This window comes from Caulobacter sp. DWR1-3-2b1 (assembly GCF_049895765.1).
Taxonomy (GTDB): Bacteria; Pseudomonadota; Alphaproteobacteria; order Caulobacterales; family Caulobacteraceae; genus Caulobacter.
In genome coordinates, this window is the sequence record NZ_JAFCSZ010000030.1 from 26,096 (window position 1) to 42,572 (window position 16,477).

The following is a 16,477-nucleotide window of genomic DNA, read 5'->3' on the forward strand; positions in this document are numbered from 1 at the left end:
CGGGACCTTGAAGGGCGCCGACGCATGCCGCAGTTCCGGCTCGGCCTTACGGCCGTCCGGGATGACAGCTTTATCGATTAGGCCTTGGCGTCTTCGGCCTGAACCTTGACCTTTTTGGTCACGGTCACCGAACCACCAGCGGCTTCGACGGCCTTGATGGCCGCTTCGGTCGCCGAATAGACGGTCAGCTTCAGGGCCGACTTGATCTCGCCCTTGCCCAGCAGCTTCACGCCGTCCAGTTCGCGACGGATCACGCCGGAGGCGACCAGGTCGGCCACGGAAACGTCAGCGCCGGCCTTCAGCTTGCCAGCCGCGACGGCCTGCTCCAGGCGCCACAGATTCACTTCAGCGAACTCGAGACGGAAGGGGTTGTTGAAGCCGCGCTTGGGCATACGCATGTGGAGCGGCATCTGGCCGCCCTCGAAGCCGGCGATGGCGACGCCCGAGCGCGCCTTCTGGCCCTTAACACCGCGACCGGCGGTCTTGCCCTTGCCCGAACCCGGGCCCCGGCCAACGCGCATGCGGCCCTTGGTCGAACCTGGGGCCGGAGCCAGTTCATTAAGCTTGGTCATATGTGCCTCTCCTTGGAGATCTGCGCCTGGCTAGCGGCCAGACTCGGCTTGAAAATTGGAGCTCGTCCGCTGCCAAGCCGCTTTTCCTGAAAGATCAAGGGGCCAGACTTCAAACGAAAACCACCCCGGCTTTCACCGGGGTGGCGATTTCGGCGTCTCGTAACAGAACTACTCGACGATTTCCAGCAGATGCTGGACCTTGCGAATCATGCCGCGAACCGAAGGGGTGTCTTCCAGCTCGGACTCGCGGCCCAGCTTGTTGAGACCCAGGCCAGCCAGCGTTGCGCGCTGGGTGGCGTTGCGGCGGATCGGGCTGCCGGTTTGGCGAACCTTGACGGTTTTAGCTTCAGCCATGTCTTAGCCCTCGATGGCGTCCGGAGCCGAAGCTCCGTCGGCGCGACGGCCGAGAATGTCGCCAACCTTCTTGCCGCGCTTGGCGGCGATCTGGCGGGGCGACGATTGAACCTTCAGGGCCTCGAACGTGGCGCGAACCATGTTGTACGGGTTCGAAGAACCCGTCGACTTGGCCACGACGTCCTGGACACCCAGGGTTTCGAGAACCGCGCGCATCGGACCACCGGCGATGACGCCCGTGCCGGGAGGGGCAGCGCGCATCATGACCTTGCCAGCGCCCCAACGGCCGTAGCCGTCGTGGTGCAGGGTGCGCGATTCCCGCAGGGGAACGCGAACCATGGTCTTCTTGGCTTCTTCGGTCGCCTTGCGGATGGCTTCCGGCACTTCACGCGCCTTGCCATGACCGAAGCCGACGCGGCCCTTTTGGTCGCCAACGACCATCAGAGCAGCGAAGCTGAAGCGACGGCCGCCCTTAACGGTGGCGGCGACGCGGTTGATGTGAACGAGCTTTTCGACGATGTCGCTGTCGGCCCGCTCTTCGGGGGCGTTGCGGTCGCGACGGCCACGATTGGGGCCGCCGTCTCCACGCTGTTGATCACCACGAGCCATGCTGTGATTTCCCTTAGAAATTCAGGCCGGCTTCGCGCGCGGCGTCGGCCAGGGCTTTCACCCGACCGTGGAAGATGTAGCCGCCGCGATCGAAGACGACGTCCTTGACGCCTTTTTCGATGGCGCGCTCGGCGACGAGCTTGCCGACCAGTGCAGCCGCGTCCTTGTCCGCGCCCTTGGTCTTGCCTTCACCTTCGAGGGTGGAGGCGGCAGCCAGGGTCACGCCGCGTTCATCATCGATGATCTGGGCGTAGATGTTCTTGGACGAACGGAAGACCGTAAGACGCGGACGACCGTTGGATAGCGCCTTGAGGCGGGTGCGAGTGCGTTGGGCACGACGCACGGCGGATTCGCGAGGTGTGAGCGCCATGGCTTACTTCTTCTTGCCTTCCTTGCGGCGAACCTTTTCGCCAGCATAGCGCACGCCTTTGCCCTTGTAGGGCTCGGGCGGACGAATGCGGCGAATCTTCGCGGCAATCTCGCCAACCGCCTGCTTGTCAGCACCGGCGATCTTGATTTCGGTTTGCTTCGGAACCGCGAAGGTGACGCCGGCCGGAGCCTCAACGTTCACATCGTGGCTGAAACCGAGCTGGATGGAGAGCGCAGTGCCCTTCATCGTGGCGCGGTAACCAACGCCCACCAGTTCGAGGGTTTCCTCGAAGCCGGCGGTGACGCCTTGCACCATGTTGTCGATCAGCGTGCGGGACAGACCCCACATCGACTTGGCGCGCTTGCTTTCATCGCGAGCCGTCAGGAGGAGGTCGGAACCTTCCTGGGTGACGGCGATCTCGTCGGCGATGGTCCAGGCGAGTTGCCCCTTGGGGCCCTTCACCGTGACCGTCTGCCCGTCGATCGTGATATTCACGCCCGAGGGGATCGCGACGGCTTTTTTACCGATACGTGACATGCTCTTTCCCTCCCGCGCCTAGTAGACGCGGCAGAGGACTTCGCCACCGACATTAGCGTCGCGTGCGGCGGAGTCCGACATGACGCCCTTCGGCGTCGAAAGGATCGAGATGCCCAGGCCGTTCTTGATCGGCTTCAGGTCCTTGATCGACGAATAGACGCGGCGGCCCGGCTTGGACACGCGTGCGATTTCGGCGATCACGGGCTCACCGTCAAAATACTTGAGCTCGATCTCGAATTCGGGGAACGCACCGGGCTTCTCGACCAGCGAGTAGCCGCGGATGTAGCCTTCGTCGGCCAGCACGTCCAGGACACGGGCGCGCAGCTTGGAAGCCGGCGTCGCGACCTTGGCGCGCTTGCGCGTGGCGGCGTTCTTGATGCGAGCGATCAGGTCGCTCAGGGGATCGTTCATCGACATATGATCGTCCTCACCAGCTCGACTTGACGAGGCCGGGGATCTGGCCCGACGAGCCGAGCTCGCGGAGCGCGATACGGCTCATCTTCAGCTTGCGATAATAGGCGCGCGGACGGCCCGTGACTTCGCAACGGTTACGAATGCGAACAGCGGAGGAGTTACGCGGCAGCTTCGCGAGCTTCAGACGAGCTTCGAAGCGATCCTCGAGCGGCAGGCTCTCGTCATTGGCGATCGCCTTGAGCGCAGCGCGCTTGTCGGCGAATTGCTTGACGAGGGCCTTGACCATCTCGTTACGATTGACGGCGCTTTTCTTAGCCATGGTGTGTTTCCCTGCCCGCTCTTAATTCGTGAACGGGAACTGGAATTCCTTCAGGAGAGCCTTGGCTTCCTGATCGGTCTTCGCAGTGGTGCAGACGATGATGTCCATGCCCCAGATCTGGTCGATCTGGTCATAGTTGATTTCCGGGAACACCAAGTGCTCTTTCAGACCCATGGCATAGTTGCCACGGCCGTCGAAGCTCTTGCCGTTCAGGCCGCGGAAGTCCTTCACGCGCGGCAACGCGATCGTGACCAAGCGGTCGAGGAATTCGTACATCCGGTCCTTGCGGAGGGTCACCTTCCCGCCAACCACCATGCCTTCGCGCAGCTTGAAGCCGGCGATGGACTTACGGGCCTTGGTGGCGACAGGCTTCTGACCGGCGATAGCCATCAGATCCTTCAGCGCAGTCTGGGCCTTCTTGGAGTCGGCCACAGCTTCGCCGATACCCATGTTCAGGACGATCTTGTCCAGCTTGGGGATCTGCATTTCATTCGTGTAGCCGAACTGTTCCTTCATCGCGGCGCGGATGCGCGCGCGATATTCGGACTTCAGCCGCGGCTCGTAAGCTTGATCAACCATTGATCACCTCGCCCGTGGTCTTGGCCACGCGCACCTTCTTGTCGCCTTCGATCTTGAAGCCGACGCGGGTGGGCTTGCCGTTGGAGTCCACGATTGCAACGTTCGAGACGTGCAGCGCGGCTTCCTTGCTCTTGATGCCGCCTTGCGGATCGGCTTGCGTCGCCTTGGTGTGGCGTTGAACCAGGTTCACGCCTTCCACGATGACGCGGTTTTCCTTGGGACGAACTTCGGACACAGCGCCTTGCTTGCCCTTGTCCTTGCCCGCGAGGACGACAACGCGGTCGCCCTTCTTGATCTTGGCAGCCATTACAGCACCTCGGGGGCGAGGGAGATGATCTTCATGTGGTTCTTAGCGCGCAGTTCGCGAGGAACCGGGCCAAAGATCCGCGTGCCGACCGGCTCGCTCGCTTTGTTGACGATGACCGCGGCATTCTTGTCGAAGCGGATCAGCGAACCGTCCTTGCGCTTCATGCCTTGGTTGACACGAACGACGACGGCGCGAAGCACGTCACCCTTCTTCACGCGGCCGCGAGGAATGGCTTCCTTCACGGACACGACGATCACGTCACCGACGCTGGCATAGCGACGACCTGCGCCACCCAGCACCTTGATGCACATGACCCGGCGAGCGCCGGAGTTGTCGGCGACTTCCAGGTTAGTTTGCATCTGGATCATGGTTTAAACCTTCCAGACTTAAGCGGAAGCCTTGGGAAGTGCTTCCCAGGTCTTCAGCTTGGACTTCGGAGCGCACTCGATGATCTTAATGGACTCACCGGTCTTGTACGCGTTGACTTCGTCATGAGCGTGGTACCGCTTGGAGCGGCGCACGATCTTCTTCAGAAGCGGGTGAACGATGGTCCGTTCAACCTTAACTACTACGGTCTTGTCGCCCTTATCGGAGACGACAACCCCTTCGAGGATACGCTTGGGCATATCGTTCTCCTTAAGCCGCGGCCTTGGCGCGCAGCACGGTCTTGATGCGGGCGATATCCTTGCGGATCTCGCCAACGCGGTGGGTCTTTTCCACCTGACCGGTCGCAGCCTGGAAGCGCAGGTTGAACTGCTCCTTCTTGAGGCTGAGCAGCTGCTCGGCGAGTTGGTCGGGCGTCATGCCCCGGATGTCAGCAATCTTGGTCATGCCGCTTCGGCCTCCAGAGCCGCACCAGCGTCGATGCGGGTGACGACACGGGTACGGATCGGCAGCTTGGCCGCGCCGAGGCGCAGAGCTTCGCGAGCGATATCGTCCGGCACGCCGTCGATTTCGAACATGATCCGGCCCGGCGCGACGCGCGCGGCCCAGTGATCAACGGCGCCCTTGCCCTTACCCATCCGGACTTCGGCCGGCTTGCCGGTGACCGGCACGTCGGGGAAGATGCGGATCCACACACGACCTTGGCGCTTCATCTGGCGAGTGATCGCCCGACGAGCCGCTTCGATCTGGCGAGCGGTGATGCGTTCCGGCTCAACGGCCTTGAGGCCGTAGGAGCCGAAGTTCAGCAGGGTGCCGCCCTTGGAGACGCCATGAATGCGCCCCTTGAACTGCTTGCGGTACTTGGTTTTTTTCGGTGACAGCATAGCGCTCTATCCTTAGCCCCGATCGCGACGGCCGCGGTCGCCCCGGTCGGGACGATCGCCGCGCTCGCGCCCACCACCTTCGCCGGCAGGGCCGGACTCGGTGGCGAGACGCTTGTCGAGCGCCATCGGGTCATGCTCAAGCACTTCGCCTTTGAAGATCCAGGTCTTCACGCCGATGATGCCGTAGGTGGTCTTGGCTTCCGCAAAACCGTAGTCGATATCAGCGCGCAGGGTGTGGAGCGGCACGCGACCTTCGCGATACCATTCCATCCGCGCGATTTCAGCGCCGCCGAGGCGGCCCGACACGTTGATGCGAATGCCCTTGGCGCCAAGACGGACGGCCGATTGGATCGACCGCTTCATGGCGCGACGGAAGGCAATCCGGCGCTCGAGCTGCTGGGCGATGGACTCGGCCACCAGCTGGGCGTCGGTTTCAGGCTTACGGATTTCGACGATGTTCAGGTGAACCTCGCCTTCCGTCATGATCGACAGATCCTTGCGGAGCTTGTCGATGTCAGCGCCCTTCTTGCCGATGATGACGCCCGGACGGGCGGCATAGATCGTAACACGGCACTTCTTGTGCGGGCGCTCGATGATGATGCGCGAGACGCCAGCCAGATAGAGGCGCTTCTTGAGCATCTTACGGACAGCGATGTCCTGATGCAGAAGCTTGCCGTACTGGGCGCCGTCGGCGAACCAACGGCTGTCCCAGGTGCGGTTGATGCCGAGCCGAAGCCCGACCGGATTGACTTTCTGACCCATCAGGCGGCCTCACCCAGTTCGCGGACCACGATGGTGATCTCGGAGAACGGCTTTTCAACGCGCGTCGCACGGCCGCGGGCGCGGGGCGAGAAGCGCTTCATAACCAGGTTCTTGCCCACATAGGCCTCGGACACGACAAGCGAGTCGATGTCGAGGTTGTGGTTGTTTTCGGCGTTGGAGATCGCCGAATACAGCGCCTTGCGGACGTCCTGAGCGATACGCTTGTGGCTGAATTCGAGCTCGTTCAGAGCGCGCTGTACGTTCAGGCCACGGATGGACTGAGCGACCAGGTTCAGCTTACGAGCGCTGGTGCGCAAGGTACGAACCTTGCACATCGCTTCGTTGGCCGGCAGGCGGCGAGGTTGTTTATCTTGGCTCATGGCCTACTTCCTCTTCGCCTTCTTGTCGGCGGCGTGGCCGGGGAAGTTACGGGTCGGAGCGAACTCGCCGAACTTCATACCAACCATGTCTTCCGACACGATAACGGGGACGTGCTTCAGGCCGTTGTGGACGCCGAAGGTCAGGCCGACAAATTGCGGCATGATCGTCGAGCGACGCGACCAGGTCTTGATGACGTCCTTGCGGCCCGACGACAAAGAGACGTCGGCCTTCTTCAGGAGGTACCCGTCGACAAACGGGCCTTTCCAGACGGAGCGTGTCATGGCTTAGCGGCCCTTTTTCGCTTTGTGGCGCGAACGGATGATGAACTTATCCGTGGCCTTGTTGACGCGGGTCTTGGCGCCCTTGGTCGGCTTGCCGGCCGGGGTCACCGGGTTACGACCGCCCGAGGTCCGACCTTCACCACCACCGTGGGGGTGGTCGACCGGGTTCATGGCGACGCCGCGAACGTGAGGACGACGACCCATGTGACGAACACGCCCGGCCTTGCCGAGGTTTTGGTTCATGTGGTCGGGGTTAGAGACGGCGCCGATCGTGGCCATGCAGGTGTCGAGGACCATGCGCAGCTCGCCCGAATTCAGGCGGATCTGGGCGTAGCCGGCGTCACGACCGACCAGCTGGGCGTAAGCGCCAGCCGAACGAGCGATCTGACCACCCTTGGCGGGCTTCAGCTCGACGTTATGGATGATCGTGCCGATCGGCATGGTCCGCAGCGGCGAGGCGTTGCCCGGCTTCACGTCGACCTTGTCAGCGGTGACGACTTCGTCACCAACCTTGAGGCGTTGCGGGGCCAGGATGTAGGCGAGCTCGCCATCGGTCTGATATTTGATCAGGGCGATGAACGCGGTGCGGTTGGGGTCGTATTCGATACGAACAACCGAAGCCACGCCTTGCGTGCGACGCTTGAAGTCGACCAAGCGATACAGGCGCTTGGCGCCGCCGCCGCGGAAGCGGACAGCGATACGGCCATTGCCGCCGCGACCGCCCGACTTGGTCAGGCCTTCGACGAGCTTCTTCTCGGGACGACCCTTGTAGAGCTCGCTGCGGTCGATCAGGACCAGGCCGCGTTGGCCTGGGCTGGTCGGGTTAAAGTGCTTCAAGGCCATCTGACTAGAGCCCCGTCGTGATATCGATCGACTGGCCTTCGGCCAGGGTCACGATAGCTTTCTTGACGTCGGAACGACGACCAATGATGCCGCGGAAGCGCTTGGTCTTGCCCTTGGTGACCATGGTGTTGACCTTGGTGACCTTGACCTTGAACAGCTCTTCGACTGCGGCGGCGATTTCGTCCTTGGACGCATCGGCGGACACCCGGAAGACAACCTTGTTCTGCTCGGAAAGCAGGGTGGCCTTTTCGGTGATCACCGGCGACAGGATCGTGTCGTAGTGGCGGGCGGTTGCGGCCATCAGGCGGCTTCCTTCTCAGCGAAACGGGCCGAGATCGCTTCCACCGCGTCCTTGGTGAGGACCAGGGTGTGGCGACGCAGCACGTCATAGACGTTCAGGCCGGCGTTCGGCAGCACGTCGATGTTCGGAATGTTGCGGGCGGCGAGCTTGAAGTTGCCGTCTACTTCCGGACCCGCGATGACCAGCGCGTTCTTCAGACCCATCTTGTCGAAGGTAGCGCGCAGGGCGGCCGTCTTCGGATCGGTCAGAGCGACGTTGTCCAGCACGATCAGCGAGCCGGCCTTGGCCTTCGACGACAGAGCGTGACGCAGAGCCATCGCACGGATCTTCTTGGGAAGATCGAACGCGTGGCTACGGACGACAGGGCCGTGGGCCTTGGCGCCGCCGACGAACTGAGCTGCACGGCGCGAACCGTGACGAGCGCCGCCGGTGCCCTTTTGCTTGTACATCTTCTTGCCCGTGCGAGAGACCTCGTTACGGACCTGAATCTTGTGGTTGCCGGAGCGGCGCTTGGCCAGCTGCCAGGTGACGACGCGCTGCAGGATGTCGCCGCGGATGTCGGCGATGCCAAAGATGGCGTCGTCGAGATCAACGGAACCGGCTGCGCCGCCGTCCAGATTGATGACGTCGAGTTTCATTAGCCTTCGCCCTCTTCGGTCGATGCCGCAGGGGCTTCCTCAGCGGGGGTTTCAGCAGCGGCGGTCGCCGGAGCCTGGCCAGCCTTGCGGAAGGCGCCCGGACGCGGCAGGTCGGCCGGAGCGGCCTTCTTGATCGCGTCGCGAACCTTCACATAGCTGCCTTCGTGGCCGGGGACGGCGCCCTTGACCAGGATCAGGCCGCGCTCGACATCGACTTTCCAGACGGTGACGTTCAGCGTGGTGACCGTTTCCTGACCCAGGTGGCCGGCCATCTTCTTGCCCTTGAACGTACGACCCGGATCCTGGCGCTGACCAGTCGAGCCGTGCGAACGGTGCGAAACCGAGACGCCGTGGGTGGCGCGCAGACCACTGAAGTTCCAGCGCTTCATCGCGCCGGCGAAACCCTTACCGACCGTGACGCCCTGGATGTCGACCTTCTGGCCGGCAAGGAAGTGGTCGGCGGTAATTTCCGCGCCCACTTCGATCAGGGCGGCTTCTTCGACGCGGAACTCGGCGACGATCCGCTTGGGTTCGACCGAGGCCTTGGCGAAGTGGCCACGCATGCCATTGGGGGTGTTCTTAGGCTTCTTCGCGCCAGCGCCGAGTTGGAGGGCGGTGTAACCGTCCTTCTCCTGGGTGCGTTGAGCGGTGACCTGGCAACCGTCGAGCGACAGGACGGTGACCGGAATGTGCTGTCCAGCTTCGTCGAAGAAGCGGGTCATGCCCAGCTTCTTGGCGATCACGCCGGTGCGTTGTGCGGGGAGAGTCATAAAGCGGGCCCTCCTTACAGCTTGATTTCGACGTCAACGCCGGCCGACAGGTCGAGCTTCATCAGCGCGTCCACGGTCTGCGGAGTCGGGTCAACGATGTCGAGGACGCGCTTGTGCGTACGGATCTCGAACTGCTCGCGCGACTTCTTATCGACGTGCGGCGAGCGGTTGACGGTGAATTTCTCGATAAGCGTGGGCAGGGGGATCGGGCCCCGTACCGTCGCACCAGTGCGCTTGGCCGTGTTGACGATCTCGCGCGTGGAATGATCCAGCACGCGGTGATCGAAGGCCTTGAGCCGGATGCGGATGTTCTGACGATCCATATCGCTCGGTTTCCTAGTGGGCTGCGCCCGCGTCTCGAACCATTTCAAAGACCAACTCGAACCCCCGAGAGGGTTCGCACGCAGCGTCCGCAAAACAAATTACCCTCACGGTTGCCCGTGGGGGCTTATGTCCAGATATTGCGCCCCTCCCGAAAGAGGTTGGCGGCGCTATGTCCAGGCGTCTCGCGAACCGCGTTTGAACTCGAAAGTTCACAGCCGGTCCAACAGAGGCGCGCTTGTACGTTCCGAATCCGGTTTCGTCAAGCGCTCCGCTTGCCTTGTCGCGACGCAAAATGAGGCGACTCGGCGAGCCGCTTCTGGATAGGCGCCCAGCCCCCGCTCCGCAACCCCTCATCTGTCATCGTATTGTCGAATAACAGCGTCGCATGGGAAGGAACGTGCGCGGGCATGCACGCAGACGGCCACATCGGTCTTTCAAGTGTCACAAACGAGCATCAACCGACCCTCAGGCGCTACCATCGCCCCTTGCGGCGCCCAGCGACGCGCCATAGATGCCGCCCCTCCCCGGCGGACTGGTGGCCCCTCCCCCACAACGACCGCCAGCGCCGGGGCTGTTTCACCAAGGGGATTACCCACTATGAAGACCCAACTTTTCGCCGCCGCCGCCATCGCGGTCGTCGCCTTCTCGGCTCCCGCCTTTGCTCAGCAGGTCGGTTCGGTCGGCGCCGCCGTGAACTACAGCGACATCGAGACCAATGCGTTCGGCGCTGACGGCACGTCGGTGAAGATCGACGGCTCGATCGCCGTTCCCGTCGGCGCGGCCTGGACCGTTACGGTCAATGGCGACGTTTCCGTCTCGGACAACGACATCAGCGACGAAACCGTCGCCTCGGGCGCCGTCCACCTGACCACCAAGATCGGCGACAGCTGGCGCGTCGGCGGCTTCACGGCCCTGTCGCGTCCCGGCAACGACACCCTCTGGGCCGTCGGCGCCGAAGCCCACAAGTATCTGGCCAACGTCACCCTTTCGGGTCTGGCGGCCTATGGCCAGTCCAACGATCTGGACGCTGATCTCTATGCCGTTCGCGGTGAAGCCCGCTACTTCGTGACCGACGACTTCCGCCTCGACGCTGGCCTGGGCTATTCCAAGCTGGACACCCTGATTGAAGCTGATGCGTGGGACGCCGGCGTGGGCGGCGAATACAAGTTCGCCAACACCGGCTGGTCGACCTTCGGCAAGTACACCCACACCGAAAGCGAAGACCTGGCCGACCTGAAGTCGGACGCGGTCAAGGTCGGCGTGCGCTATACCTTCGGCGGCAGCCTGAAGGCCCGCGACGCAGCCGGCGCCGACCTGATCGACGCCGGTACGCTGTTCGGCTTCGGCGTCCGCTAAGCGCGCGACGACAGCCTGAAAAGCGGAAGGCCCCGGGACATCCGTCCCGGGGCCTTCACTCTATATATAGCGTGGTCGGCGAACGCCGGCTTACTTGCCGATATAGACGTCGCCCGAACCGGCTACCGACTTGCTGACATTGCCTGTCGCCTTGGCCACGCGAACATCGCCCGAGCCGGCCACCGAGACTTCCACGTCGCCGGCTTCGCCGTCATGGCTGACGTCGCCCGAACCCATGATGCTGACCTCGACGGACCGGGACTTGCCGCCGGAGATCGCTACGTCGCCCGAACCGGCGATGTTGATCTCGACCTTGCCGCCGACGCTGGCCGCGCCCGCATTGCCCGAGCCGGCGATCGAGACGGTGAAATCGCCAGCGACCTCCTGCGTCTTTACATTGCCGGAGCCGGCGATGCTGATCTCGGCCGAACCCGCCGAACCGACATTGGTTTCGCCCGAGCCGGCCTGACTGACTTCAAGCGCGCCCTTCACATTGGCGACCGTCCAGTCGCCGCAGCCGGCATTGGCCAGTTCCAGGCTGTCGCTGCGACCCACGCTGCCGAACACCGCGCCGCCGCCAGACACATTGACGTTCATCGGCGTGCGCACAACGATCTGCGGAATGTCTTCCCACTTCACTTCGCCGATGCCGCGCACGTTGATGGTGGCCTCGCCCATCTTGGTGTTGCAACTGCCGATCTTGTTCATCCGCAGATCGCCATCGACGATCGTGTCCGAACCGTCCTGACGGATGGTCAGGGGCAGGCTCTTGTTGGTGGTGAGGAACTCGACCTTGATGTCGTTGCGGGCTTCCGGGATCACGACGACGCGGGCGACCGCGTCCTTGATGCGGACTGAAGGCGCGGCCGAGGCGACGCCAGCGAAACCCAGGGCGGCCGCGCCGGCGGCCAGAATGAGAAGTGCGCGCATCGAGATAATTTCCCCTTCGGATGGCGTTGATGAGGGAAAGCTAGCGGCCGTCGCCGAGAGACACGACTTAATTCGAGGTCATGACCGCGATGTCACAAATCGGCCTTAAGGCCGTGCTTCCGCCGGCGTGTCCATACCCAGCTCGAAACTGCGCTCGAACCCCTTGATCCGGTCCTCGACCAGACGCGCGCGTTTCAGGCCCAGAGACGCCGCCCAAAGGCCAGCCCGGGCAAAAGCGGGAGTTTTCTCCATCGCCGCGACGGGCATTCCCCAGCGCCGGAAGACGCCGTTGGCGTAGTGCGCGCCGTTGATCAGGCGCGACTCCCAGGTCTGGTAGTCCACCGACAGGGAGACGTTGAAGGTGCCAAGGTTCTCGATCCGGTGCGGCGCATGCAGCGGCCATGCGGCGGCCATGCCGGGCTCCAAGTCGAAGACCTGCGCGGCTGCGTCCATGTCGCGCTGGTACGGCAGGTCTTCGGTCTGCTGCTTGAGCAGGATGTTCTCCATGCCTTTCTGAGGCATATGGGTCTCGTCGGCCGGGTAGATCCAGATCCGCTTGCGACCACGCAGGTGGAACAGCACCACCCCTGGCGCATCGGCGTGGAAGGGCACCTTAGCCCCCGGGGCCGACAGGATCAGCTGGCCGTTCATCTGGATCGGCTTGAAGCCCTGGGCCTGGCCGGACATCCCGGCGAAAGCTTCCTGGATCAACGCGCCCAATTGCGGATACCAGGCCTCGGCCCGGCGCAACTGCACCCAGATTCGTCCTTCCTTGACGCCCTCCAGCACTTCCTTGCCGGACCGCCGCCCCCGCGCGCCGGTGCGCATGGTGTGCTGCCCGTCGGCGTCGAAGTCGAACAGGTTGATGTCGTAGAGCTCGGCCGGATAGGCGTCGAGCACGCGCGCCAGAGCGTCGTCCTCGAACAGGCGCGACTCCACGAGCTTGTGCTGGAAGGCGATCGGCGTCTTGCCAAAGGCGCTTTTCTGTTCGGGCGACCAGTCGGCGATAAGATCGGACATCGAGAACTCCTAGTCGGCCAGAAGGGTGAGGCTAAGACCAATGCCGACCCCAAGGCCGACGCCCGCGCCGATGCGGGGGTGGCGGCGGGTCATGGCCGTAACGAAAGACGAGGCGCCCCGCACACGACCGACCAGGCCGGGCTCGCAGGCGGTTATGCCGTCGAAGCGGCGTGACAGCTTGGTCATGCCCGGCAGGCCAGTCAGTCCGACCGTCCGGGGACGGGTATGGATCATGCCCTCGAACACCGGTTCGGCCGGCTCGGCGAAGTCGCGCTTGTAGGCTTCTCCCCCCGGACCGAAATCAACGCGGGCGATCCCCTGTTCCGCTGCGGCGCGCAAGGTCTCCAGGGTCATCAGACTGCCAGGCGAATAGCGGGCATAGGCGGTGTCGTAGATCGGGAACCACAGGTGATGACGATCGCCGCTGGTCATGCCCAGCTCGGCGGCGACAATGGCGTCGCCGGCCCGCAGGACCGCGAGCTTCAGGCCAAAGTCGGCTTCCGTGATTTCAGCCAGGCGGTGCAGAAGGGCGCCGGTCCAGCCGCACGCGAAGATGTCGTACTGGTGGGTTCGGCGAAGCTGTTGACGCTTGCCCGCGATGATCCGGTCCAGCATCTCAGCCGTGGGCTTTTCGAAGCTGAAATGGACGGGGCCATGGTCGCGCTCGAGCGTCCGAAACCGGCGGCGCTTGTCCTTGAGAAACCCTGCGCTGCGCCCGGCCTCATAGGTCGCGAACCCGGACGACACATCGGCGGCCATCGCGTAGCGCACCGAAAGACCGCGTCCCTCGTTCGTGCCCGGAGCGATCAATCCGCTGAACCGCGCGCGGTCGGCGCCGAGCCGGCTCAGGATGTCGGTCAGGTTCAGACACGTGTCGGTCGGCGCAACCAGACCATGGATGTCGCTCATAGGGGCAGCCATCGGCTGGATCAGGGTCCCGCGCCGCTGGTATGGCAGAAAGCCCAGGATCTCATCGCCCCGCCGGATGATGGCGATAGCGGCGCCCGGCGCGATTTCGCCGGCGACATCAACGAATCGAAGGTCGAAATAGGGACTGCCCAGCAGCGGATTGGTTTGACGCAGGGCGTTCCACCGGGCGCGCTGCGGCGCACCAAGTTCCGAGACCTTGACCGTCTCTACGGAAACCCCGTCGTGCAAAGCCGCCCTCCCCCAGGTGCCGGGAGGTTACGCAGGCTTTCCCTAACAACCGCTTTAGTTGAGCCTCTTAGCTGCGGCCACCGTCAAGCGCACGGGAACCGACTTGGAGGCCGGCGTGCTGCTACGGGTATCGCGGTCGTCCCCAGCGCCAAGGGCTGCGAGGATTGCCTGAAGGTCGGCGGAAGCTGGGTGCATCTGCGCCTGCGCCGAACCTGCGGCCATGTCGGCTGCTGCGACGACTTTCCGGCCCGGCATGCCACAGCTCATTTCCACGCCACCCGTCATCCGTCAGCGAAGGTCATGACCCGCCCGAGGGCTGGGGCTGGTGCTTCGTCGACGAGGTGTTCGTGGAGCTACCGGACCAGACGCCACAGGACGGACCGATACCGAAGTTCATGTGAGGCCAGGACGCACGGGTTCGCGCCCTCGCCGGTTCGACCGGCGAGTTGGCCCCGAGAAACTTGAGGAGGCGGCGGAGCGTCCGGGCCAGGCCCGGATGGGTTTGTAGTGGAGTACCGTTTCGGCCGTGGCCGGAGCGCTCCGCGCGATCGTTTTCCCTCTGGCCGGGGTGCGCAGGCCTGTTCAGCCTTTTGCCCCACCCGGGCTTGTCCCCTTCGAGACCGGACCCAGCCCTGAAGCTGCAAGCCACGGTCCTCCCGGGAGCCCGGAGCGAACCTTCGGACGGGCGGGGGCTTTGGCTTTCCCCCGATGGACAGGTTTACGTCCCCTGTCCTCACTTTAAGCCGGCCGGCACGGACATTCGTCCGACCGGTGGCCCCGCTCAACCGCCCCCACCGCCCGTCAGGTCGCCAGCTGGACGCCCTCCCCTTGCGATGAAGCGAGGAGAAGTATGCGGGCGTTTTTGAGGGTGATGCGTCGATTTTGGATCGTGACGCTGGGGCGGGGATTTAGGGCGTTGAATTTGTTGGGGGCGAGGGGTGGTTATCCCCGTGGGAGCGCGGGGATAGAGGCCGGGCGGACCTCTCCCTCGCCTCTACCAAACCCCGTCATCCCGGGGCTTGTCCCCGGGACCCATGGTTCAGCCGCCCGCCCTTGGTCACCGCCGCGCCGCCCGTGCGGCGGATAGATGGGTCCCGGGAACAAGTCCCGGGATGACGGGCATTATGAACTTTAAGGGCTAAGCCACCGCCCCTCGGGCAGAGCCATCCTTACATCTCACGGCGAGACGATCGCCGGTCTGTCCAGGTCACTCAAGGACCGGTCTTCGACCGGCCGCACCGCGGCGACGCGAGAGCGTCGTCCTTGACTGACCTGGACAGACCGGCACGCTGCAGCCTCCAAGAGATGTAAGGACGAGCGGGACGCGGAGCGTCCGCTTGTGGGGTGATAGGTAAAGGGCGCTTTCGACCGAGGCTGTGTAAAAACGTCGGGCAGAACCCGCTCACGAAAGAAAACTTTCGCGTCCCGATCGGCCGCCATGCGCGACAAAGCGCCAGATCAGCTATTTCGTGACCCGGTCAACGGGCGCCTCCAGGTCCGAAACGTGTTTTTACACAGCCTCGACCCATTGCGGACAGTTACATCTCAAGCATACTCACTCCCATGACAGATAAAGCTGCAGCGCAGGCACTCAAGCGCGTGCTTCCTTGGGCGATTTGCAGTCTGGTGAGCGTCGTGCCGGGTGTTGTGTATGCCCTGATTGGTTTGATTGGCGTCGGTTTCGCCCGTGCTTGGCAGGACCACTTTTTCAACTGGACGGCAGTTGCTTATCCTCTCGTGGCCCTTTTCGCTGGAGTGGGTGCGATAAACTTGGCGCGAGAGGGAAACCAAAGAGCGGCCTTTTGGCTGCTGAGTGCCCCGATCTTGAATATCGGCCTTTGCATAGCTGCGAACCTTTTCGGGCGAGCGCTTGGTCTTGCAGGTCCGTGATCCACCGTTGCAGACGCTGCGAAGGTCAGCACCTAGCTCCTCTAGTCCGCTCTCCCCGGCGAACGCCGGAGCCTGAACTCGCTAGAGCACCGCCCCTGCCACCAAAGCAAAAGGCCCCGGAGTTTCCTCCGGGGCCCTCGCATTCTTTAGTCGTGGCTAGAAAGTCGAGACTACTCGACGATCTTGGCAACCACGCCGGCGCCGACGGTGCGGCCGCCTTCGCGGATGGCGAAGCGCAGGCCCTGGTCCATGGCGATCGGAGTGATCAGCTCGACGTCCAGCTCGGCGTTGTCGCCCGGCATGATCATTTCCACGCCTTCCTTCAGCTTGATGATGCCGGTGACATCGGTCGTGCGGAAGTAGAACTGCGGGCGATAGTTGGTGAAGAACGGGGTGTGACGACCGCCTTCTTCCTTGCCCAGGATATAGGCTTCGGCCACGAACTTGGTGTGCGGGGTGATCGAACCCGGCTTGCACAGCACCTGGCCGCGCTC

At 63.5% G+C, this 16,477-nt stretch carries 27 protein-coding genes and 1 pseudogene; 2 read left to right on the forward strand and 26 right to left on the reverse strand.

Annotated features, from left to right (window positions below):
- Positions 1-77 precede the first annotated feature (77 nt).
- From rplO to ACP69S_RS19040, 22 genes are all read right to left on the reverse strand, one after another.
- Positions 78-572: a 50S ribosomal protein L15 gene (rplO, locus tag ACP69S_RS18935; protein ID WP_425999895.1), complete on the reverse strand. Its 495-nt coding sequence runs from the start codon at positions 570-572 to the stop codon at positions 78-80.
- Positions 573-740: 168 nt separating this feature from the next.
- On the reverse strand, positions 741-926 hold the full coding sequence (gene rpmD, locus ACP69S_RS18940) for a 50S ribosomal protein L30 (protein ID WP_419321093.1): 186 nt from the start codon (positions 924-926) through the stop codon (positions 741-743).
- A 3-nt stretch (positions 927-929) separates the two neighbouring features.
- Positions 930-1,535: a 30S ribosomal protein S5 gene (gene rpsE / locus ACP69S_RS18945; protein ID WP_425999898.1), complete on the reverse strand. Its 606-nt coding sequence runs from the start codon at positions 1,533-1,535 to the stop codon at positions 930-932.
- A gap of 13 nt (positions 1,536-1,548) precedes the next feature.
- Entirely contained in the window at positions 1,549-1,905 is a 357-nt protein-coding gene (gene rplR, locus ACP69S_RS18950; protein ID WP_035049377.1) for a 50S ribosomal protein L18, read from the reverse strand.
- Positions 1,906-1,908: 3 nt separating this feature from the next.
- Entirely contained in the window at positions 1,909-2,442 is a 534-nt protein-coding gene (gene rplF / locus ACP69S_RS18955) for a 50S ribosomal protein L6 (RefSeq protein ID WP_425999900.1), read from the reverse strand.
- 18 nt (positions 2,443-2,460) lie between these two features.
- Positions 2,461-2,859, reverse strand: coding sequence for a 30S ribosomal protein S8 (rpsH, locus tag ACP69S_RS18960; RefSeq protein WP_062145548.1), 399 nt, complete (start codon positions 2,857-2,859; stop codon positions 2,461-2,463).
- A gap of 10 nt (positions 2,860-2,869) precedes the next feature.
- Positions 2,870-3,175 (reverse strand): 30S ribosomal protein S14, encoded by a 306-nt coding sequence (gene rpsN, locus ACP69S_RS18965; RefSeq protein WP_425999902.1) that lies wholly within the window; start codon positions 3,173-3,175, stop codon positions 2,870-2,872.
- Positions 3,176-3,196: 21 nt separating this feature from the next.
- A complete protein-coding gene (gene rplE, locus ACP69S_RS18970; protein WP_425999904.1) occupies positions 3,197-3,754 on the reverse strand; it encodes a 50S ribosomal protein L5 in 558 nt (185 codons plus the stop codon).
- Positions 3,747-4,061, reverse strand: coding sequence for a 50S ribosomal protein L24 (gene rplX / locus ACP69S_RS18975; RefSeq protein ID WP_425999906.1), 315 nt, complete (start codon positions 4,059-4,061; stop codon positions 3,747-3,749). The genes rplE and rplX overlap by 8 nt, the downstream gene beginning before the upstream one ends.
- The gene (gene rplN / locus ACP69S_RS18980) at positions 4,061-4,429 is read right to left on the reverse strand and encodes a 50S ribosomal protein L14 (RefSeq protein ID WP_035049365.1); all 369 of its coding nucleotides are present in this window, start codon (positions 4,427-4,429) and stop codon (positions 4,061-4,063) included. Before rplN ends, rplX begins: the two co-directional genes overlap by 1 nt.
- An 18-nt stretch (positions 4,430-4,447) precedes the next feature.
- A complete protein-coding gene (gene rpsQ / locus ACP69S_RS18985; RefSeq protein ID WP_035049363.1) occupies positions 4,448-4,687 on the reverse strand; it encodes a 30S ribosomal protein S17 in 240 nt (79 codons plus the stop codon).
- A 10-nt stretch (positions 4,688-4,697) separates the two neighbouring features.
- Positions 4,698-4,892: a 50S ribosomal protein L29 gene (gene rpmC, locus ACP69S_RS18990; protein WP_035049361.1), complete on the reverse strand. Its 195-nt coding sequence runs from the start codon at positions 4,890-4,892 to the stop codon at positions 4,698-4,700.
- A complete protein-coding gene (rplP, locus tag ACP69S_RS18995; RefSeq protein ID WP_035049360.1) occupies positions 4,889-5,329 on the reverse strand; it encodes a 50S ribosomal protein L16 in 441 nt (146 codons plus the stop codon). The genes rpmC and rplP overlap by 4 nt, the downstream gene beginning before the upstream one ends.
- Positions 5,330-5,341: 12 nt before the next feature.
- Positions 5,342-6,091, reverse strand: coding sequence for a 30S ribosomal protein S3 (rpsC, locus tag ACP69S_RS19000; protein WP_419251729.1), 750 nt, complete (start codon positions 6,089-6,091; stop codon positions 5,342-5,344).
- Complete coding sequence (rplV, locus tag ACP69S_RS19005) at positions 6,091-6,471, reverse strand: 50S ribosomal protein L22 (protein ID WP_425999908.1); 381 nt, start codon at positions 6,469-6,471, stop codon at positions 6,091-6,093. The genes rpsC and rplV overlap by 1 nt, the downstream gene beginning before the upstream one ends.
- Positions 6,472-6,474: 3 nt before the next feature.
- Positions 6,475-6,753 (reverse strand): 30S ribosomal protein S19, encoded by a 279-nt coding sequence (gene rpsS / locus ACP69S_RS19010; protein WP_425999909.1) that lies wholly within the window; start codon positions 6,751-6,753, stop codon positions 6,475-6,477.
- A 3-nt stretch (positions 6,754-6,756) separates the two neighbouring features.
- Positions 6,757-7,596: a 50S ribosomal protein L2 gene (gene rplB / locus ACP69S_RS19015; protein ID WP_425999911.1), complete on the reverse strand. Its 840-nt coding sequence runs from the start codon at positions 7,594-7,596 to the stop codon at positions 6,757-6,759.
- A gap of 4 nt (positions 7,597-7,600) precedes the next feature.
- Entirely contained in the window at positions 7,601-7,897 is a 297-nt protein-coding gene (locus ACP69S_RS19020) for a 50S ribosomal protein L23 (protein WP_419251732.1), read from the reverse strand.
- Positions 7,897-8,535, reverse strand: coding sequence for a 50S ribosomal protein L4 (gene rplD / locus ACP69S_RS19025; RefSeq protein ID WP_425999913.1), 639 nt, complete (start codon positions 8,533-8,535; stop codon positions 7,897-7,899). Before rplD ends, ACP69S_RS19020 begins: the two co-directional genes overlap by 1 nt.
- Positions 8,535-9,305: a 50S ribosomal protein L3 gene (gene rplC / locus ACP69S_RS19030; protein WP_425999915.1), complete on the reverse strand. Its 771-nt coding sequence runs from the start codon at positions 9,303-9,305 to the stop codon at positions 8,535-8,537. The genes rplD and rplC overlap by 1 nt, the downstream gene beginning before the upstream one ends.
- 14 nt (positions 9,306-9,319) lie before the next feature.
- Positions 9,320-9,628 (reverse strand): 30S ribosomal protein S10, encoded by a 309-nt coding sequence (gene rpsJ, locus ACP69S_RS19035; RefSeq protein ID WP_004616952.1) that lies wholly within the window; start codon positions 9,626-9,628, stop codon positions 9,320-9,322.
- A gap of 13 nt (positions 9,629-9,641) precedes the next feature.
- A complete protein-coding gene (locus ACP69S_RS19040) occupies positions 9,642-9,842 on the reverse strand; it encodes a hypothetical protein (RefSeq protein ID WP_425999930.1) in 201 nt (66 codons plus the stop codon).
- Between the two features lie 384 nt (positions 9,843-10,226).
- Between ACP69S_RS19040 and ACP69S_RS19045 the strand changes: the two genes are divergently transcribed.
- Positions 10,227-10,985 (forward strand): outer membrane protein, encoded by a 759-nt coding sequence (locus tag ACP69S_RS19045; RefSeq protein ID WP_425999918.1) that lies wholly within the window; start codon positions 10,227-10,229, stop codon positions 10,983-10,985.
- Between the two features lie 90 nt (positions 10,986-11,075).
- Here ACP69S_RS19045 and ACP69S_RS19050 read toward each other — a convergent pair whose 3' ends face one another.
- From ACP69S_RS19050 to ACP69S_RS19060, 3 genes are all read right to left on the reverse strand, one after another.
- Complete coding sequence (locus ACP69S_RS19050) at positions 11,076-11,915, reverse strand: GIN domain-containing protein (protein ID WP_425999920.1); 840 nt, start codon at positions 11,913-11,915, stop codon at positions 11,076-11,078.
- A 105-nt stretch (positions 11,916-12,020) separates the two neighbouring features.
- Positions 12,021-12,935, reverse strand: coding sequence for a transcriptional regulator (locus tag ACP69S_RS19055; protein WP_425999922.1), 915 nt, complete (start codon positions 12,933-12,935; stop codon positions 12,021-12,023).
- A 9-nt stretch (positions 12,936-12,944) separates the two neighbouring features.
- Positions 12,945-14,093 (reverse strand): GNAT family N-acetyltransferase, encoded by a 1,149-nt coding sequence (locus tag ACP69S_RS19060; RefSeq protein ID WP_425999924.1) that lies wholly within the window; start codon positions 14,091-14,093, stop codon positions 12,945-12,947.
- Positions 14,094-14,282: 189 nt separating this feature from the next.
- Between ACP69S_RS19060 and ACP69S_RS19065 the strand changes: the two genes are divergently transcribed.
- The gene (locus ACP69S_RS19065; protein WP_425999926.1) at positions 14,283-14,558 is read left to right on the forward strand and encodes a UBP-type zinc finger domain-containing protein; all 276 of its coding nucleotides are present in this window, start codon (positions 14,283-14,285) and stop codon (positions 14,556-14,558) included.
- Positions 14,559-16,153: 1,595 nt separating this feature from the next.
- Here the strand turns inward: ACP69S_RS19065 and tuf are convergent.
- Positions 16,154-16,477 (reverse strand): annotated as a pseudogene (gene tuf / locus ACP69S_RS19070) (elongation factor Tu); the annotation flags it as partial.

What these genes read in the sequence shown, in the direction of transcription:
- ACP69S_RS19020 (WP_419251732.1), bottom strand. Translation starts at nt 7,897, where the DNA reads ATGGCCGCAACCGCCCGCCACTACGACACGATCCTGTCGCCGGTGATC.
- rplO (WP_425999895.1), bottom strand. Translation starts at nt 572, where the DNA reads ATGACCAAGCTTAATGAACTGGCTCCGGCCCCAGGTTCGACCAAGGGC.
- rplV (WP_425999908.1), bottom strand. Translation starts at nt 6,471, where the DNA reads ATGAGCCAAGATAAACAACCTCGCCGCCTGCCGGCCAACGAAGCGATG.
- rpsH (WP_062145548.1), bottom strand. Translation starts at nt 2,859, where the DNA reads ATGTCGATGAACGATCCCCTGAGCGACCTGATCGCTCGCATCAAGAAC.
- rpsN (WP_425999902.1), bottom strand. Translation starts at nt 3,175, where the DNA reads ATGGCTAAGAAAAGCGCCGTCAATCGTAACGAGATGGTCAAGGCCCTC.
- rpmD (WP_419321093.1), bottom strand. Translation starts at nt 926, where the DNA reads ATGGCTGAAGCTAAAACCGTCAAGGTTCGCCAAACCGGCAGCCCGATC.
- rplE (WP_425999904.1), bottom strand. Translation starts at nt 3,754, where the DNA reads ATGGTTGATCAAGCTTACGAGCCGCGGCTGAAGTCCGAATATCGCGCG.
- ACP69S_RS19050 (WP_425999920.1), bottom strand. Translation starts at nt 11,915, where the DNA reads ATGCGCGCACTTCTCATTCTGGCCGCCGGCGCGGCCGCCCTGGGTTTC.
- rpsJ (WP_004616952.1), bottom strand. Translation starts at nt 9,628, where the DNA reads ATGGATCGTCAGAACATCCGCATCCGGCTCAAGGCCTTCGATCACCGC.
- rpsS (WP_425999909.1), bottom strand. Translation starts at nt 6,753, where the DNA reads ATGACACGCTCCGTCTGGAAAGGCCCGTTTGTCGACGGGTACCTCCTG.
- rpsC (WP_419251729.1), bottom strand. Translation starts at nt 6,091, where the DNA reads ATGGGTCAGAAAGTCAATCCGGTCGGGCTTCGGCTCGGCATCAACCGC.
- rpsE (WP_425999898.1), bottom strand. Translation starts at nt 1,535, where the DNA reads ATGGCTCGTGGTGATCAACAGCGTGGAGACGGCGGCCCCAATCGTGGC.
- rplN (WP_035049365.1), bottom strand. Translation starts at nt 4,429, where the DNA reads ATGATCCAGATGCAAACTAACCTGGAAGTCGCCGACAACTCCGGCGCT.
- rpsQ (WP_035049363.1), bottom strand. Translation starts at nt 4,687, where the DNA reads ATGCCCAAGCGTATCCTCGAAGGGGTTGTCGTCTCCGATAAGGGCGAC.
- rpmC (WP_035049361.1), bottom strand. Translation starts at nt 4,892, where the DNA reads ATGACCAAGATTGCTGACATCCGGGGCATGACGCCCGACCAACTCGCC.
- rplF (WP_425999900.1), bottom strand. Translation starts at nt 2,442, where the DNA reads ATGTCACGTATCGGTAAAAAAGCCGTCGCGATCCCCTCGGGCGTGAAT.
- ACP69S_RS19045 (WP_425999918.1), top strand. Translation starts at nt 10,227, where the DNA reads ATGAAGACCCAACTTTTCGCCGCCGCCGCCATCGCGGTCGTCGCCTTC.
- rplC (WP_425999915.1), bottom strand. Translation starts at nt 9,305, where the DNA reads ATGACTCTCCCCGCACAACGCACCGGCGTGATCGCCAAGAAGCTGGGC.
- rplB (WP_425999911.1), bottom strand. Translation starts at nt 7,596, where the DNA reads ATGGCCTTGAAGCACTTTAACCCGACCAGCCCAGGCCAACGCGGCCTG.
- rplD (WP_425999913.1), bottom strand. Translation starts at nt 8,535, where the DNA reads ATGAAACTCGACGTCATCAATCTGGACGGCGGCGCAGCCGGTTCCGTT.
- rplP (WP_035049360.1), bottom strand. Translation starts at nt 5,329, where the DNA reads ATGCTGTCACCGAAAAAAACCAAGTACCGCAAGCAGTTCAAGGGGCGC.
- rplX (WP_425999906.1), bottom strand. Translation starts at nt 4,061, where the DNA reads ATGGCTGCCAAGATCAAGAAGGGCGACCGCGTTGTCGTCCTCGCGGGC.
- ACP69S_RS19055 (WP_425999922.1), bottom strand. Translation starts at nt 12,935, where the DNA reads ATGTCCGATCTTATCGCCGACTGGTCGCCCGAACAGAAAAGCGCCTTT.
- rplR (WP_035049377.1), bottom strand. Translation starts at nt 1,905, where the DNA reads ATGGCGCTCACACCTCGCGAATCCGCCGTGCGTCGTGCCCAACGCACT.